This is a genomic window from Microcoleus sp. bin38.metabat.b11b12b14.051 (genome assembly GCF_013299165.1).
GTDB lineage: Bacteria > Cyanobacteriota > Cyanobacteriia > Cyanobacteriales > Microcoleaceae > Microcoleus.
Window position 1 is genome coordinate 61,274 of record NZ_JAAFKD010000011.1, and the last position, 14,641, is coordinate 75,914.

The following is a 14,641-nucleotide window of genomic DNA, read 5'->3' on the forward strand; positions in this document are numbered from 1 at the left end:
GATACCCTCGTACTTTTCCGGTCAGGTGCGTCAGTTCACAGTCTCTCTAAAAGGCGAAAAATCTTCGGGCTGACGCACCCTACACAAATATTACTTTTTGGCGAATTTCAGATCGCGATTTTATAGGCGATACAGGGATTTCTTGAAACTCAGATTGTTCTTAAGTCAACCGTATTGGGTTATCAGCTACAGCCTGGTAACAAGTATTTGGGTAAGATGCGGACTCAAGTCTTCACTACAAACCTCTTAGCCTGGTAACGAGTATTTGAGCTAAATGCGGACTGAAGTCCTCACTACGAACCTATTACTCTAACGTAAAACTGCTAGAGTTGCTAATTACTGGAGCTGGATTGGCCGCCATAATCCGCTCAGCCAACTTCGAGAGCGGCAGACTTTGCAAATACACTTTTCCAGGCCCGGTTAGCTTGACTAAAAACAAACCTTCACCACCAAACAGAGCATTTCTAAAGCCACCCACAAACTGAATATCGTAATCTACAGTCGGCGCAAAAGCGACCAAACAACCAGTGTCCGCCCGCAACACTTCACCAACTCCCAAATTTTTCTCAACAATTGTTCCTCCAGCATGAACAAAAGCTAGCCCGTCACCCTGCAATTTTTGCAGAATAAAGCCTTCTCCGCCAAAGAAACCGGCACCAAGCCGCTTGGTGAAAGCTACATCAATGTCAATACCGTTGGCCGCACAGAGAAATGAGTCTTTTTGACACAGAAATTTGCCGCCAAGTTTGCCTAAATCGAGGGGAATTATTTTCCCAGGATAGGGGGCGGCAAAAGCGACGCGGGCCTTGCGATTTCCACTGTTGACAAAGGTGCTAATAAAAAAACTTTCCCCTGTCAGCATCCGTTTGAAACCTTGAAATATGCCACCACCTGTGGCTGTTTGCATCTGGATGTCGCCTTCCATGTATGTCATGGCTCCCACTTCAGCCCTGACGCCTTCTCTCGGGTCAAGTTCAATCTCGATGAGTTGCAAATCGTCGCCGTAGATTTTGTAGTCAATAACATCTGCCATACATTTTCCCTCAAATTAAATAACTGAATATTTTACTACAAAATCTTTGGTTGGGAATCCGCAAAAGTAACGTACATCATTTTTGAACGATCAATGTTCAAGTTCTTCTTTTTCCTGCTGCACTTCGGGGTCTTGTTCCAGGCTGGGGTAAGTGGATGCGTACTTCGGTTTTCTGAACAAGCGGCGAATTGGCTCAAAATCTTGATATTGCAGCCACCCAACTAAGCCGTCGGGCAAGACTGTGACTACTATTAAGAATAGCGCACCTTGGAAAAATAGCCACACTTCTGGAAATTGTTCGCTCAAGAAACTCTTGCCAAAGTTGACTAGCAATGCTCCTAATATTGCTCCTGATAATGTGGCGCGACCTCCGACTGCTACCCAAATTACCATTTCGATCGAAAATGCAATATCCATCGCTTTTGGCGAAATAATTCCCGTTTGTACGGTGAATAAAGCGCCTGCAATCCCGGCTAAACCGGCGGAAATTGCAAATACTAAAACTTTGTATCCTGTGGGATTGTAGCCGGAAAAACGCAGCCGCACTTCGTCGTCGCGAATTGCTACTAGCAAGCGCCCGAAACGCCCGCTTGTCAGCCAGCGGCACAGGGCGTAAGTTGCTACTAGAAATAGTATGGTGAGAATGTAGAAAATATATTGAGTATCTCTGCCGTTTACTGTGGCTCCGAATAGGGTTTTAAAGTCGGTGAGTCCGTTGGTGCCGTTAATCAGTTTTTGCTGGCCATTAAAGAAGTTGAAAAATACAATTGTGGCTGCTTGGGTGAGAATTGAAAAGTAAACGCCTCGAATTCGATTGCGGAATACTAAGTAACCTAAAAGTCCGCCCAAGATGGCGGGGATGAGGAATACTGCAAAAACTGAGAAGGGAAAAGAGTAAAACGGTTGCCAAAACCAAGGCAGTTCGGTGACGCCGTAGAGGCTCATAAATTCGGGCAATTGACTGCTGGCGGTTGGGGGAATTTGCAGTTTAAGGTGCATGGCGAAGGCGTAGCCACCGATCGCAAAAAATACGCCGTGTCCCAGACTGAGCAAACCTGTATATCCCCAGATTAAGTCTATACCGAGGGCTGCAATTGCTAGTGCTAAAAATCGTCCCAATTGGTTGAGACGAGCGTCGGGGAGTATTCCTGGGATGAGCAATATGAGGATTAGGGCGATCGCCCCTACGATTGCTGCTTCTTTAAACAGAGCCTTTTTTTCTGTATTCTTCATTAGTTTAGCCGCTCAAAGCTGTAGTTTTTAATTCTCAACTGTGCGTCCTTTTTGCGGGAAAATTCCTCCCGGCCGCACTTGTAGAAAAGCCATAATTAAGGCGAATACCATCACTTTTGCCATGCTGGTGGTGGCGAAAAATGTGAAAAAATCAGCTAAGGGCTTGACAGGAGCAAACATTAATGCTAATGTTCCCGAACCGATCAGGTAATTGGCAGTGCCGATCGCCATTGCAGCAACTACACTCCCCATAATCTTGCCGACACCGCCGACAACCACCACCATAAAGGTATCGACTATATAATTTTGTCCGGTATTTGACCCTACGGAACCAATCAGACTAATCGCGCACCCAGCGACACCAGCTAAGCCGGAACCCAAAGCAAAAGTCAGCGCATCTACTTGTTCGGTAGGTATTCCCAAACAAGCGCTCATGCTACGATTTTGCGTCACAGCGCGAATCCGCAATCCCCAGACAGACTTTTGCAAAAATAGGTAAATTCCCGCCAAACAAATGCCTGTCAGTGCAATAATAAAAAGTCTGGCGTAGGGTAATTGAAAAGTTCCCAGCGGAATGCCGCCACGCAGCCATGCAGGCGCAGTCACATCAACGTTTTGAGCGCCAAACCAAGGTTGAGTTACTGCCAGTTTGTAAGTTTCCCCTAAAAATGCGCTCGCCGCCCAGGAAATACCCAAAGACAGAGGCAAAATTATGGCGATAAATGTGCTGCGAGTGCGATCGAAATCCGGGCGCGATTTGAGCACCTGCAAGCCACCAAAAAACAGCAAACAGAACACCGCAATCCCACTTACCAACATCCAACTGACGCTGCGGACAAACTGCTGTAAAATCAAACTTACGCCCCAAGTTGCCAGCAGAGTTTCTAACGGCCGCCCGTAGAGATGGCGAATCACTCCGCGTTCAAGAATTAATCCTACTAATGCCGCCACTAAAAAAGCGAGGGGAATGGCAAATAAAATATAAGTTTCAAAGGCAAATCCTCCGATACCTTTGAAGACATTCTGCACAACAAAAGTTGTATAAGCCCCCAGCATCATCAACTCGCCGTGAGCCATATTAATCACGCCCATCAGCCCGAAAATAATTGCTAATCCCAGGGCTGCAATTAGCAAAACAGCGCCGATGCTAATGCCGTTAAATAAACCGTCCAATAAGTCGATAGCCATTTTTTTTCCTTGCTTTTTCTATAATAGACAAGATTCCATAAATCTTTAATTTAGAGATCAACCGCAGATCAACGCAGATGAACGCAGATAATTTCAAGAATAGCGAGCAATTTTTGCGATATTGTCTAATATTTTGGGCCGTTATGTCAGGTATAAGGTGCGAAATCCGCACCCTACAGCCTTCTTCCTTCTTCCTTCTTCCTTCTTCCTTCTTCCTTCTTCCTTCTTCCTTCTGCTTATGGTGCCTTGAATTTGCCACCTTTAGCGGGGTCTGACCAATCACAAGCAAAGCCTTTTGTTTCAGGAACAAACTGATTCCAAGGAACTGGCTTCACTGCTTCTGGCGTAGCAAAAGCGATTTCAAACAAACCGTCTTCTCTCACTTGGCCCAACCGCACAAATTTAGAAAGGTGATGGTTAGTTTCCAGCGTTACTTTGCCCCCCGGTGCGTCAAAAGTTTGACCCAAAGCTGCTGCCCGTACTTTTTCTAAATCGTCTGGTGTTCCTGCTTTTTCGACGGCTTGCTTCCACAGGTAAACCATGATGTAAGCTGCTTCCATCGGGTCGTTGGTCACTCTGTCTTTGCCGTATTTTGCCTTGAAAGCTTCCACAAATTTTTTATTCGCGGGAGTTTCCACAGTCATGAAGTAATTCCAGGCGGCGTAATGGCCTTTGAGATATTCTACGCCGATCGCCTTTACTTCTTCTTCTGCTATACTGACGGACATTGACGGATATTTATCCGGGCCCAAACCGGCACCCTGCAACTGTTTGAAAAATGCGACGTTGCTGTCGCCGTTAAGGGAATTGAAAATGACGCCGCCATCGGGCAAAGCTGCCTTAATTTTAGTAATAATTGGCGTGACTTCTGTACCGCCCAAAGGTATGTAATCTTCGCCAACTAATTCGCCACCTTTGGCTGCTAGCTGTGCTTTGATAATGGTATTTGCGGTGCGGGGGAAAACGTAGTCTGACCCGACTAAGAAGAATTTTTTTCCTTTATTTTCTAGCAGCCAGTCAACTGCTGGTTCGATTTGCTGGTTCGGCGCGGCTCCGGTATAAAAGATATTCTTGGAACACTCTTGACCCTCGTATTGTACGGGATACCAGAGCATATGATTTTTTTCTTCAAATACTGGTAACACTGCTTTGCGACTGGCGGATGTCCAGCAGCCGAAGACGGTGACAACTTTATCTTGATCGATCAATTTTTTGGCTTTTTCGGCAAAAGTCGGCCAGTCTGAGTTGCCGTCTTCTACTATTGCTTGGATTTGTTTTCCGAGGACGCCGCCAGCTTTATTGATTTCTTCGATCGCTAATTGTTCGGCATCGACAACGCTTTTTTCGCTGATTGACATTGTGCCGCTCAAGGAATGCAAAATTCCTACTTTGATCGTGTTTCCACTCACTGCTGCTGGTGCTGCTGGTGTAGTTCCTGTTGGAGAAGCAGTTGGGGTTGGGGTTGCTGTTGGAGTCGGAGTTCTACAAGCTTTTAGAAATAAACTTGATGTTAGGGTTGCAGAACTGTATAATAGAAATTTCCGCCGATCGAATCTCTTTGTCATTTTTTCTTGTTACTCCTGAATAGCTCAGTCAGATGATTGAGAATAATAACACATAGCCACTTGATATTAAGACTCGCTTTAGGAGACTGTTGTACCTTTAGATACAAAACTTATTGTTGATTGACAAGATGAAGGTATTGTCTGGATTGATAGGAACTGCGACAGAAATCGGTTTATCCACCCAAATACGTATTTTGCGGAATCAGTCTGAAGTTAGAAAGCCACTTTTTTTAGAGGAATACTTGATGAATGCTGGGAGTTAGCCAGAAAATGGTCGATCGCACACAGGCAAATGTCAAACTGCGTGACCGATCGCCCTTTCTACAAATATAGCAACCGCCACATCGGGCGCGGACATAAATAACCTGATGAATAGAGCCGATGCCAGTCAAGGATAAATGGTTTGATTCCCCTACTCTGCAACTGTCCACTGTCCACTGTCCACTGTCCACTGTCCACTGTCAATTGATATATGGAGAATAGCGGACTCGAACCGCTGGCCTCTGCGGTGCGATCGCAGCGCTCTACCAACTGAGCTAATTCCCCTGATTGACTTTCAATTTAGCATTTTAGATACGCGATTGGCGAAGCTAAAATGCTTAAACGTCGCCTTTGCTTTTACTTGGTCAGACAGTCAACTAGGTTAGCACGTAACTGCTAAAAACGTCAAGGGTTTTCCGCAGCCGTCGGAGTCGGGGCGATCGGGTGCATCTCAATGAAGGCAAATATGTTTGTAGGGGCGAAGCATGACCTCCGTCAATATGGGATTGTAACTAATAACTTATATGCGGTCATGCTTCGCCCTCTTCAAAAGTGAGATGCACCCGGGCGATCGAGCAAAGTTGCGCCACTCTGTCCAATTCTAAATCAGCAAAATAGTCCACTGTCCAATTAGCTTGGCGCTGGATCATGTGAAACGGGTAAGTGTGAGTCACCCCCGCTACCTGAATCCCCGCTTTTTTCGCCGCTTCTATCCCTGCAAAAGTATCTTCTAATGCCAAACACTCGATCGCTTGCAAGTTAAATTCGGGATATTTCTGGTTGAGAAGTTCCACCGCCAACAGATAGCCGTCGGGTGCTGGTTTGCTCGCCATCAAGTCGTCGCCTGCGACAATTAATTCAAAGTTTGCAGCCAAACCCGATCGCTCCAACACCAATTCTATATCCGATCGCATTGCCCCACTAACTACCGCCATTTTCAGTCCCGAAACCCGAATTTTGTCAATAAATTCTGCCACACCCGGATAAATGGGCAATTTTTCCAAACTATTGATTGTTTCCTGATAAGCTTTGGCCTTGCCGCGCAGCAAGCGATCGAGGTATGTTTCTGTGAGATAACGTCCCCGGCGTTTCAGCAGTTCGGTAATGCAAGCGCGATCGCTCTTTCCCAAACATACTTCTCGAAACTCCCCGCGTTTGAGTTGGAGATTTTCATCGAGCATTAGTCGATCGATTATTTTCTCGTGAATCGACTCGTCATTAATAATAACGCCATTAAAATCAAATAAAACTGCTTTTAGAGTCATTAGAAGAAGGAAGAAGGAAGAAGGAAGAAGGAAGAAGGAAGAAGGAAGAAGAAAGAAGGAAGAAGGAAGAGGGAAGAAGGAAGTTATACCAATTATTCAAAGTAAAAGGGCGGTTAGAAACCGCGTCTACACAGGCAAAACCCACCTCCGTGGGTTAAAAAACCTTGATTTTTTCTTAAGCCCACGGAGGTGGGCTTTGTTTGTATAACCGCGAATTCCATTCGCTGGGGCTTAAGTTGACACGCCTTGGGCATTGTCGTGTCCTCACCCGGATCTGCGACTTTTAATAATCGATATAAGATTCAGGATTATCGCAAAACTTTTTTAAATTGGTATCAGTAACAATAGATCAAACCGGTGCTGGAATCCCAGGTAAATCGCCATCAAAATCAGGAACCAAATCGCCCCAATTCCACGCCGTCGCCGCCCCCACCGGTTCCAAATCTTCTCCAGGAAGAGGTTTCACACCCTGCGTTACCTGATGCACCCACCAGTGATCCTGAGTTTGCACCGCCGCGAATCCAGCAGCCCCCGCCCAAGCATCCATACTACCAGCGGCGTAAGACTTAATATAAGGCTCTTCAAAGATATCAGTCAGCCACTCTGTCTGCCGCAAAGTTTTTTGGTTTCCGTCCAAAATTGCCACTTGTCCCCCAACCTTCAGCAGTCGGAAACTTTCTCGCAAAATTGCCCGCGATACAGCAGGCGGCGTTTCGTGAAACAGCAAGGAAGCTGCAACCAAATCGAAGCTGTCGTCAGCAAAAGCGACGCTTTCCGCCTTTCCGTGCAACCACTCGATTTTTAAGCCGGCTTTTTGCGCTTTCATTTCGGCGACTACCAGCATATAAGGCGACAAATCCAGGCCGACAACTTCGGCTTCGGGAAAGGCTTGTTTGAGCATCAGCGTGGTCGAACCCGTGCCGCACCCCAAATCGATAATTCGGCGCGGTTTCACCCGCACAGCATCAATTAAGCATTGCCTGACGACTGTTTCGTTGGGAGGTAAAACGTATTGCGTAATTGGATCGTAGGAAACCGCTGCACTGGGATTGAGGTAGCCGTTTTTGATGCCGTGAAAGTTTTGGCTGCTGTAATATTCGGGATAAACTAGGTTGGGTTGTCGGTGGCGATCGCCCGCTGCTTCCCAATCAATACCTTCGTAGAGTCGTTTCAGTGCTTCTTCGTCGATCGCCAGTCCCATCAGAGGCGACAAAAAGCGCTCAAAAATTGTATCCTTGCCAACAGCCATAAAACTCCTTCCACAAAAACTCTTTTAATTTTAGCCAAAGTCAGCCAACTTAGCATTCATTAAAGCTCCTTTACCTGGGTTGCAGTCATCAGTGCCGTTCCTTCCCTCTTCCTGCTTGTGTTTTGATGCTCATTCGCGATCGGAATTTTGATCAAAAACTCTGTCCCCCCGCCTTTAGGTTGAGCAATTTTGATACTGCCGCCGTGTCCATCCACTACAATTTTGTAGCTAATTGCTAATCCCAAACCAGTGCCTTTTCCGACTGGTTTTGTCGTAAAAAATGGGTTAAAAATTTGGTCTTGAATGCTTTCGGGAATGCCCGGCCCGTTGTCAGCAATCGTCACCTTCAGACATTTATGACCATTTTCTCGAACTACTCCTGTGGAAATAGTAATGATTTTATCCAGGCGATCGTTCTCATTTAAAGCATCCATCGCATTGCTCAGCAAGTTCATAAACACCTGATTTAGCTGAGACGGATAGCACTCGACTGAAGGCACTTTCCCGTATCTCTTGACTATGTAAATGCCATTTTTAATTCGATTGGATAGCAGCAGCAAGGTATTTTCAATACCTTCATGAATGTCCGCCAGTTTTTTGTCAGATTCATCGAGACGAGAAAAGTTACGCAAAGAAAGAACTATGTTGCGAATCCGTTCGGTTCCTATTTTCATAGAATTCAACATATGCGGCAAATCTTCCTCGATAAATTCCAACTCGATTGATTCTGCAAACTCTTCGATTTCCGGAGTTACTTGTGGGAAGGTTTGTTTGTATAAACTCACCAAATCCAATAAATCTTTAGTATATTTGGTGGTGTGAGGCAAATTAGCCGAAATGAAGTTAACCGGATTGTTGATTTCGTGAGCTATCCCGGCCACCATTTGACCCAGGGATGACATTTTCTCGCTCTGTACTAAATGAGTTTGTGTTTTTTTGAGTTCATCTAAGGCACTATTGAGCAGTTTTACTTGGTCTTGGGTTTGACCATAAAGGTGAGACTGATTGATGGCGATTGCCAATTGGTCTGCTACAGCTTTTAACAATTGAATTTCCTCACCACTCCAAAACCAATGGGTAGCATGGCTACAAATCAAATAACCCTGCCGCTCATTTTTCGTTTGAACAGGTACGGCTAAATAGCTATTAGCTTGAAGTTCGATTAGTTGACTACCCTCCTCAGCCCAAGTGTCCCTCGAAAGAATAATTGGGTCAGATTTGTTGCTGCGAACTGACAAATTTTCTAAAAAGTAAGGCTCGAATTTGATCGCTTCTTTCGGACACTCAAATTCGCAAGATTCCCAAAGAATTTCTAATGTTCTATTGTGTGGTTCATACCAACCAAAAGCTGCCCGCTCCAGATGCAGCAAAGTTACTATTTCTTCCACTGTGCTTTGCACAATTTTGTCTAATTCTAGGGAAGCTTGAATGCCTGCGGCAATGCGGTTTAGCATGGCTTCTCGCTCCGCTTGAGCGCGATGGTTTTCGGAGGAGTAAATTAGCCAAATTGCTGCTAGGATTGCCGGGACGAGCAGTCCGCCGACGACGGATGTCAGCAAATTTAATGCTTGGAGTTGGGATTCAATATTTTCGCGGGGAATTACTAGAGCCATTGACCAGTTAACTTCGTTCAGGGGAGCATAGGCCACATACACCCATTTGTTATCTATTTTTACCAGTTCGATATTCGTCTGGTGGCTGATCATATGGCGCGCAATTGCTGCTAATCCTGAGTCTTGTGATTTTAAAAAAGTTGGGGCTGGCAGGTCGATAGTTCCTATTAATTTATTGTTGGGATGAATAATTGGCACTCCATTTGAATTAAGCACAAAAGCATAGCTATCAGCACCATACTGCAAGCTGTTAGCTACAGAAGCTATTCGGTCTACTTTAATGCTACCTGCAAGGACTCCAATTACTTTGTTGGGAGTGGGAGGCAATGCCCAAAGTGGAGATGCAATGATGATTGTCGAAAGTTTACTGCTGCGTCCGATCAGCGGGTCGGAAACGTTAACTTTTCCGTTCATTGCCTTTTGAAATTGTTTGCGGTCTTTCGTGTTGGTGTTAGTACCTAAAGTGTTCTGCACTACTCCATCTGCTTGAACTAATGACAAGAGGAAATACTCTTTTAACCTGTAGGTTTCTCCTTGCAAAATGGGTTCAACTAATTTCCAATTGAGAGTGCGAACAGTAGGAGAGTAAGCAATGGTTTCTATTTCTGCTTTCCGGCTGCTGAGCCAGAAATCTATTTCTTCACTGCCTTTTTCTAATTTTAACAGTGCTATTTCCTTTAAATTGTCGATAATTAGTCCGCGCACTACGAAATAGCTGATGCAAGCAGTTGTACTAATCGTTAAAGCCGTGCTGCCCAGTATTAGTAGGGTCAGCAAATGGCGGCGCTGCCGTCTGTGCTGCCAAAGACTGTGCGCTTGCTGCCACCGCAATTGAGCAGAATTACTTATTTTTTGCCACAAGTGGCGCAGCTTTTTTGTTTGATGGGGCGGCTGCGCAGACACGGTTTGGGCTTGATTTGCTGGGTGTTGCATCATCAAATGTTCTCATTGAGAGTCTAATAGATCAAACGGCATTTGTTATTCGTAATCCGGCAGAATTAATATTAGATAAATAGTGAGGGCTTGAGTCTTGATTGGTGATACCAATCAGGGGTTATACCATTTTTTATGTTTAAATTTTAGATTAAAAAATTGGAAGTGAGTGATTAATATTAGGGTTAAAAACAAAGTTTACAGTTATGTTTTTGGGGAAAATGGTATAACATTCCTGGCTTCAAAAACAAGTTTTGATCGCGCGATAGCATTCGGTTTTAGCATCAAATTGATATTATGACCTTCGCTTTGCTTACTTGATGTTAGTGATTTAAGATATAGCCGTTGTCAATTTTCGTGAGGTACTCGTCGGTAGTCTTAGGAATTACCAATCTGTGACCAGAATCACTTGAGAATTGCTATATCTTTAATATCTATCTCGTTTTTATAACAAAATTCTTGTAAATAACACAGAGAAAATACGGAGTTTTTTAAATTAGCAATGTATTATAATGTATGGTCAAAACACTCTTGACAATTTGACAAACTTGCGCTCTGGCTTCAAGGAGAAATTTTTTCGTCTAAAGCTTTTTTGGCCAACCGGGTTGCATAAACGGTGAGAGCGATGGTGGCGAGCAAACCAATGCCGTACAGGGCCCACTCAGCATTAGTGCGCGATCGCCCTTGTGCTCCGATCGCAGCTAAACTACCAGCCAGGGAACCGATATAAACATACATCACGGTTCCGGGAATCATGCCGATCCAAGAGGCGAAAAAATAGTCTCTGAGAGACACCTGCGTGACTCCAAAAGCATAGTTAAGCAAATTAAACGGAAAAATTGGCGAAAGTCGCGTCAGGAGTACAATTTTCCATCCTTCCGAAGCAACTGCGGAGTCGATCGCCTGAAACTTGAGATTACCTTCTATCTGCTTGGAAACCCAATCGCGAGTTAAATACCTACCTGTTAAAAAAGCGCAAGTTGCGCCCAAAACCGAGCCGATGGAAACGCAAACCGTACCGCCCAGGACTCCGAACAAAACGCCAGAACCGAGAGTCAGCAACGAACCGGGGATAAATAAGACTGTGGCGATAATGTAAATTAGAATAAAAGCTGCGGGGCCCCAAGGGCCGAGATTGGCGATCGCCGATAGCGCATTTGTCAGAATTCCTTGAAAATTGAAAAACTTGGCCGCCACAATCAAAGCCACAGCTAAACCAATCCCTAAAAACAGCTTCCACTTATTTGATGGTGGTGGATTTTTCTCATCGGGCGATCGCAAATCATTCATTACCTAAACTCCTAAGTCTAAATTGATTGCAAGTTGGGGACACGGCGCGGTGCCCTTCATGGTGACAACAATCGCCTAAAACCCTTGATAAATCTCGCTTGTACCCTAGTCTCGATCCCCCTAAATCCCCCTTAAAAAGGGGGACTTTGAATGCTTCCTGTCCCCCCCTTTTTAAGGGGGGCTAGGGGGGATCTGGGCCTAATTGTCAAACAGTAGACTGATACTACGTTTGAACTTAAGTTGACACTACGAAAAACACTACCGTGTCCCGAATTTCGTGAAATTGAAAACTGCTATCAACGCAAATTTTCCCTTAAATCACGTTAAAGTACCGCCGCAACTAGAACCGCTACCCGCTGTACAGCCGTAGCAATAAGCAGCAGTTTGCACCTCTTGAATTACATCTAAACTACCAGATTCCAGCAATTTAGCAACAGTTATCCTTTCCCCGCTGCCAGTTTTCGCCGGCAGATTCTCCATTTGGTTAAAATCGCAGTCGTACACATTGCCTAAATAGTCGATCGACAATTCATTGCGACACATTAAATAATCCAGAGTACCGGGATTAAAATTATCCTCCAAAAACCCCAGATAAGGCTTATGGAGTTTTTTATGTTCCAAATGAAACTTAGTCCGTCCCACCGGCAAATTAGTAATCGCGAATAATTGATTAAAACAAATCCCAAAATGTTCGGCTAAATAAACCTGATAATCTTGCTGTAACTTCCCCTGTTCCGCAGTTAGCGAAAACTTATCTGTTGTCGGTACTTGGGGATTGTACACCAAATCTAGAATTAAATTTGGATTTTTACCGTAGCCCAACTCATTTAGCTTTTGCAGCGCCCGAATCGAACTATCAAAAACACCGCTGCCGCGCATCTTGTCAACATTGTCAGCTTGGTAACAAGGAAGCGAGGCCACAATTCTGAGTTGGTATTGCGCGCAATATTCAGGAATATCTTCAAAGCCTTTTTCAAAGTAAATCGTTAAATTAGAACGAACAATTACTTCTTTACCTGTCGCCCTCGCAGCTTCTGCCAATGGTTTAAAACCATAAAGCATTTCGGGAGCACCGCCCGTGAGGTCAACAGTTGTTATTTGAGGAAAACGGCGAATAATTTCGATTAATTGGTCGCAAATTTCCGGGGAAAGTTCTTCAGTTCGTGTGGGGCTAGCTTCTACATGACAGTGAGTGCAAGCGAGATTGCAGCGTTTCCCTAGATTAATTTGTAAGACGGTAATCTGCTTTTTAGTTAAAGCTGAGTTGAGTTTGTTTTTGAAAGGCGTGATGGCGGTCTGAATCATGTGCTAAATTTTTTAGTCTGTGCTCGCAACGAATGTAGAGGCGTTCCGGGGGAACGCCTCTGATAATTTAGCACTAATTCTAATAGTCGTGGACGCATCAAAACCAAAGAAACCGGGTTTTTTTCGATTTTTGCGGGCTGTAACACGTCTTCTCGAAAAAAACCCGGTTTCTGACCACCAGTGCGTCCAGGATTATTAATCTTGTTTGAGAGAGTCTACTAATTTTTCAACTCGTGCTTTAATTTCACCTCGAACGCGGTGAAAAGTTGCGATCGGTTGTCCATCGGGGTCATCGAGTTGCCAATCTTCAAATACTTCTCGCAATACCCAGGCTTCGGGTAAATTCACGCCGCAGCCGCACAGAGAAATTACTGCGTCGTAGTCTTCGGCGTTGAATTCGCTTAAGGCGTTAGATGTTTGATTTGTGATATCAATGCCAATTTCTGACATGACTTGAATTGCTGTCGGATGAACTCTGCTTGATTCTAAGCCGGAACTGGTGACGGAAATCTTGTCTTTGCCGATGGTTTTAGCGAATCCTTCTGCCATTTGCGATCGGCAGGAGTTTCTTTTGCACACGAACATTACTTTTTTCATGGTTTTGTTTGTTGTTGATTTTTGGTTGTTGGTTATTGTCGGGGCCTCGGCGGTTGGAAATCGGGGCTACACAAACGAAGCCTCGGCGGTTAGAAACCGCGGCTACACAACCGAAGTCCGCCTCCGCGGACTGAAGAGAAATCGTTGACTCTTCAACCCGCGGAGGCGCGTGAGTGTCTGTGTCGCCGCGATTTCAATCGCCGGGTGATTCTTTGCGATTTAGATAAGTTGATAATCCTCCGTGATTTCGATGTTTTTTTGTTCGTTATTGAGGCCTCGGCGGTTAGAAACCGCGGCTACACAAACGATGTCCGCCTCCGCGGACTGAAGAGAAATTTTTGATTCTTCAACCCGCGAAGGCGCGTGAGTGTTTGTGTCGCCGCGATTTCAATCGCCGGGTGATTCTCCGTGATTTCAATCGCCGGCTCATTCTTCAACCTGCGGAGGCAGGTTTTGTCTGTGTCGCCGCGATTTCAATCGCCGGGTGATTCTTTGCCGCTTGTTCCTTGCGTTCGCTATGCCGATCGGTCAAATAGTCAACTTCCTCGCGCAACAGCAAGGTAAACTTGTACAATTCCTCCATAACATCGATCGCGCGATCGCGAAAAGGCGAATCTTTCATCGTCCCATCATCATTAAATTCCTGATAAGCCTTCGCCACCGAAGACTGATTAGGAATCGTAAACATCCGCATCCAGCGGCCCAAAATCCTCAAAGTATTCACAGCATTAAAAGACTGCGAACCGCCACTAACCTGCATCACCGCCAAAGTGCGACCTTGAGTCGGTCTCACAGCCCCAATACTTAAAGGAATCCAGTCAATTTGATTTTTCATAATGCCCGTAATATTGCCGTGCATTTCTGGACTAGACCACACTTGACCCTCCGACCACAAACTCAATTCCCGCAACTCCTGAACCTTGGGATGGGTATCAGGAACGCTGCCATAAATCGGCAATTCCAGAGGAGCGAAAAACCGAACTTCTGCGCCAAATTCCTCAATAATTCGAGCCGATTCTTCCGCCAACAAACGGCTGTAGGAACGCTCTCGCAAAGAGCCGTATAAAAACAAAATTCTCGGTTTGTGCGTAAAATTTCCCATGATGCTT

12 protein-coding genes and 1 tRNA gene are annotated in these 14,641 nt (G+C 45.1%); all 13 read right to left on the reverse strand.

Annotation, left to right across the window (positions count from 1 at the left end; genetic code table 11):
- Nucleotides 1-304: 304 nt before the first annotated feature.
- The 13 genes from QZW47_RS13715 to arsH all read right to left on the reverse strand — a co-directional run bounded on the left by QZW47_RS13715 (nucleotide 305) and on the right by arsH (nucleotide 14,634).
- Entirely contained in the window at nucleotides 305-1,033 is a 729-nt protein-coding gene (locus QZW47_RS13715) for a TIGR00266 family protein (RefSeq protein ID WP_293127999.1), read from the reverse strand.
- Nucleotides 1,034-1,123: 90 nt separating this feature from the next.
- Nucleotides 1,124-2,266 carry an urea ABC transporter permease subunit UrtC gene (gene urtC / locus QZW47_RS13720; RefSeq protein WP_293128000.1) on the reverse strand — a complete coding sequence of 381 codons (1,143 nt, stop codon included), beginning with the start codon at nucleotides 2,264-2,266 and terminating at the stop codon, nucleotides 1,124-1,126.
- A gap of 27 nt (nucleotides 2,267-2,293) precedes the next feature.
- Complete coding sequence (urtB, locus tag QZW47_RS13725) at nucleotides 2,294-3,454, reverse strand: urea ABC transporter permease subunit UrtB (RefSeq protein WP_293128001.1); 1,161 nt, start codon at nucleotides 3,452-3,454, stop codon at nucleotides 2,294-2,296.
- Entirely contained in the window at nucleotides 3,423-3,713 is a 291-nt protein-coding gene (locus QZW47_RS13730) for a hypothetical protein (protein ID WP_293128002.1), read from the reverse strand. The genes urtB and QZW47_RS13730 overlap by 32 nt, the downstream gene beginning before the upstream one ends.
- A complete protein-coding gene (urtA, locus tag QZW47_RS13735; RefSeq protein WP_293128003.1) occupies nucleotides 3,691-5,019 on the reverse strand; it encodes an urea ABC transporter substrate-binding protein in 1,329 nt (442 codons plus the stop codon). The genes QZW47_RS13730 and urtA overlap by 23 nt, the downstream gene beginning before the upstream one ends.
- Nucleotides 5,020-5,492: 473 nt before the next feature.
- Nucleotides 5,493-5,565: transfer RNA gene (locus QZW47_RS13740), tRNA-Ala, on the reverse strand.
- Nucleotides 5,566-5,810: 245 nt separating this feature from the next.
- Nucleotides 5,811-6,545: an HAD family phosphatase gene (locus tag QZW47_RS13745; protein WP_293128004.1), complete on the reverse strand. Its 735-nt coding sequence runs from the start codon at nucleotides 6,543-6,545 to the stop codon at nucleotides 5,811-5,813.
- A gap of 349 nt (nucleotides 6,546-6,894) precedes the next feature.
- Entirely contained in the window at nucleotides 6,895-7,794 is a 900-nt protein-coding gene (locus QZW47_RS13750) for a class I SAM-dependent methyltransferase (protein ID WP_293128005.1), read from the reverse strand.
- 59 nt (nucleotides 7,795-7,853) lie between these two features.
- On the reverse strand, nucleotides 7,854-10,343 hold the full coding sequence (locus tag QZW47_RS13755; protein ID WP_293128006.1) for an ATP-binding protein: 2,490 nt from the start codon (nucleotides 10,341-10,343) through the stop codon (nucleotides 7,854-7,856).
- A gap of 558 nt (nucleotides 10,344-10,901) precedes the next feature.
- Complete coding sequence (locus tag QZW47_RS13760; RefSeq protein WP_293128007.1) at nucleotides 10,902-11,630, reverse strand: TVP38/TMEM64 family protein; 729 nt, start codon at nucleotides 11,628-11,630, stop codon at nucleotides 10,902-10,904.
- Between the two features lie 318 nt (nucleotides 11,631-11,948).
- Nucleotides 11,949-12,935, reverse strand: a complete 987-nt coding sequence (gene arsS, locus QZW47_RS13765) for an arsenosugar biosynthesis radical SAM (seleno)protein ArsS (RefSeq protein ID WP_293128008.1) — start codon at nucleotides 12,933-12,935, stop codon at nucleotides 11,949-11,951.
- Between the two features lie 195 nt (nucleotides 12,936-13,130).
- Nucleotides 13,131-13,532 (reverse strand): arsenate reductase, glutathione/glutaredoxin type, encoded by a 402-nt coding sequence (gene arsC, locus QZW47_RS13770; RefSeq protein WP_293128009.1) that lies wholly within the window; start codon nucleotides 13,530-13,532, stop codon nucleotides 13,131-13,133.
- A gap of 433 nt (nucleotides 13,533-13,965) precedes the next feature.
- Complete coding sequence (gene arsH, locus QZW47_RS13775) at nucleotides 13,966-14,634, reverse strand: arsenical resistance protein ArsH (protein WP_293128010.1); 669 nt, start codon at nucleotides 14,632-14,634, stop codon at nucleotides 13,966-13,968.
- Nucleotides 14,635-14,641: the final 7 nt, after the last annotated feature.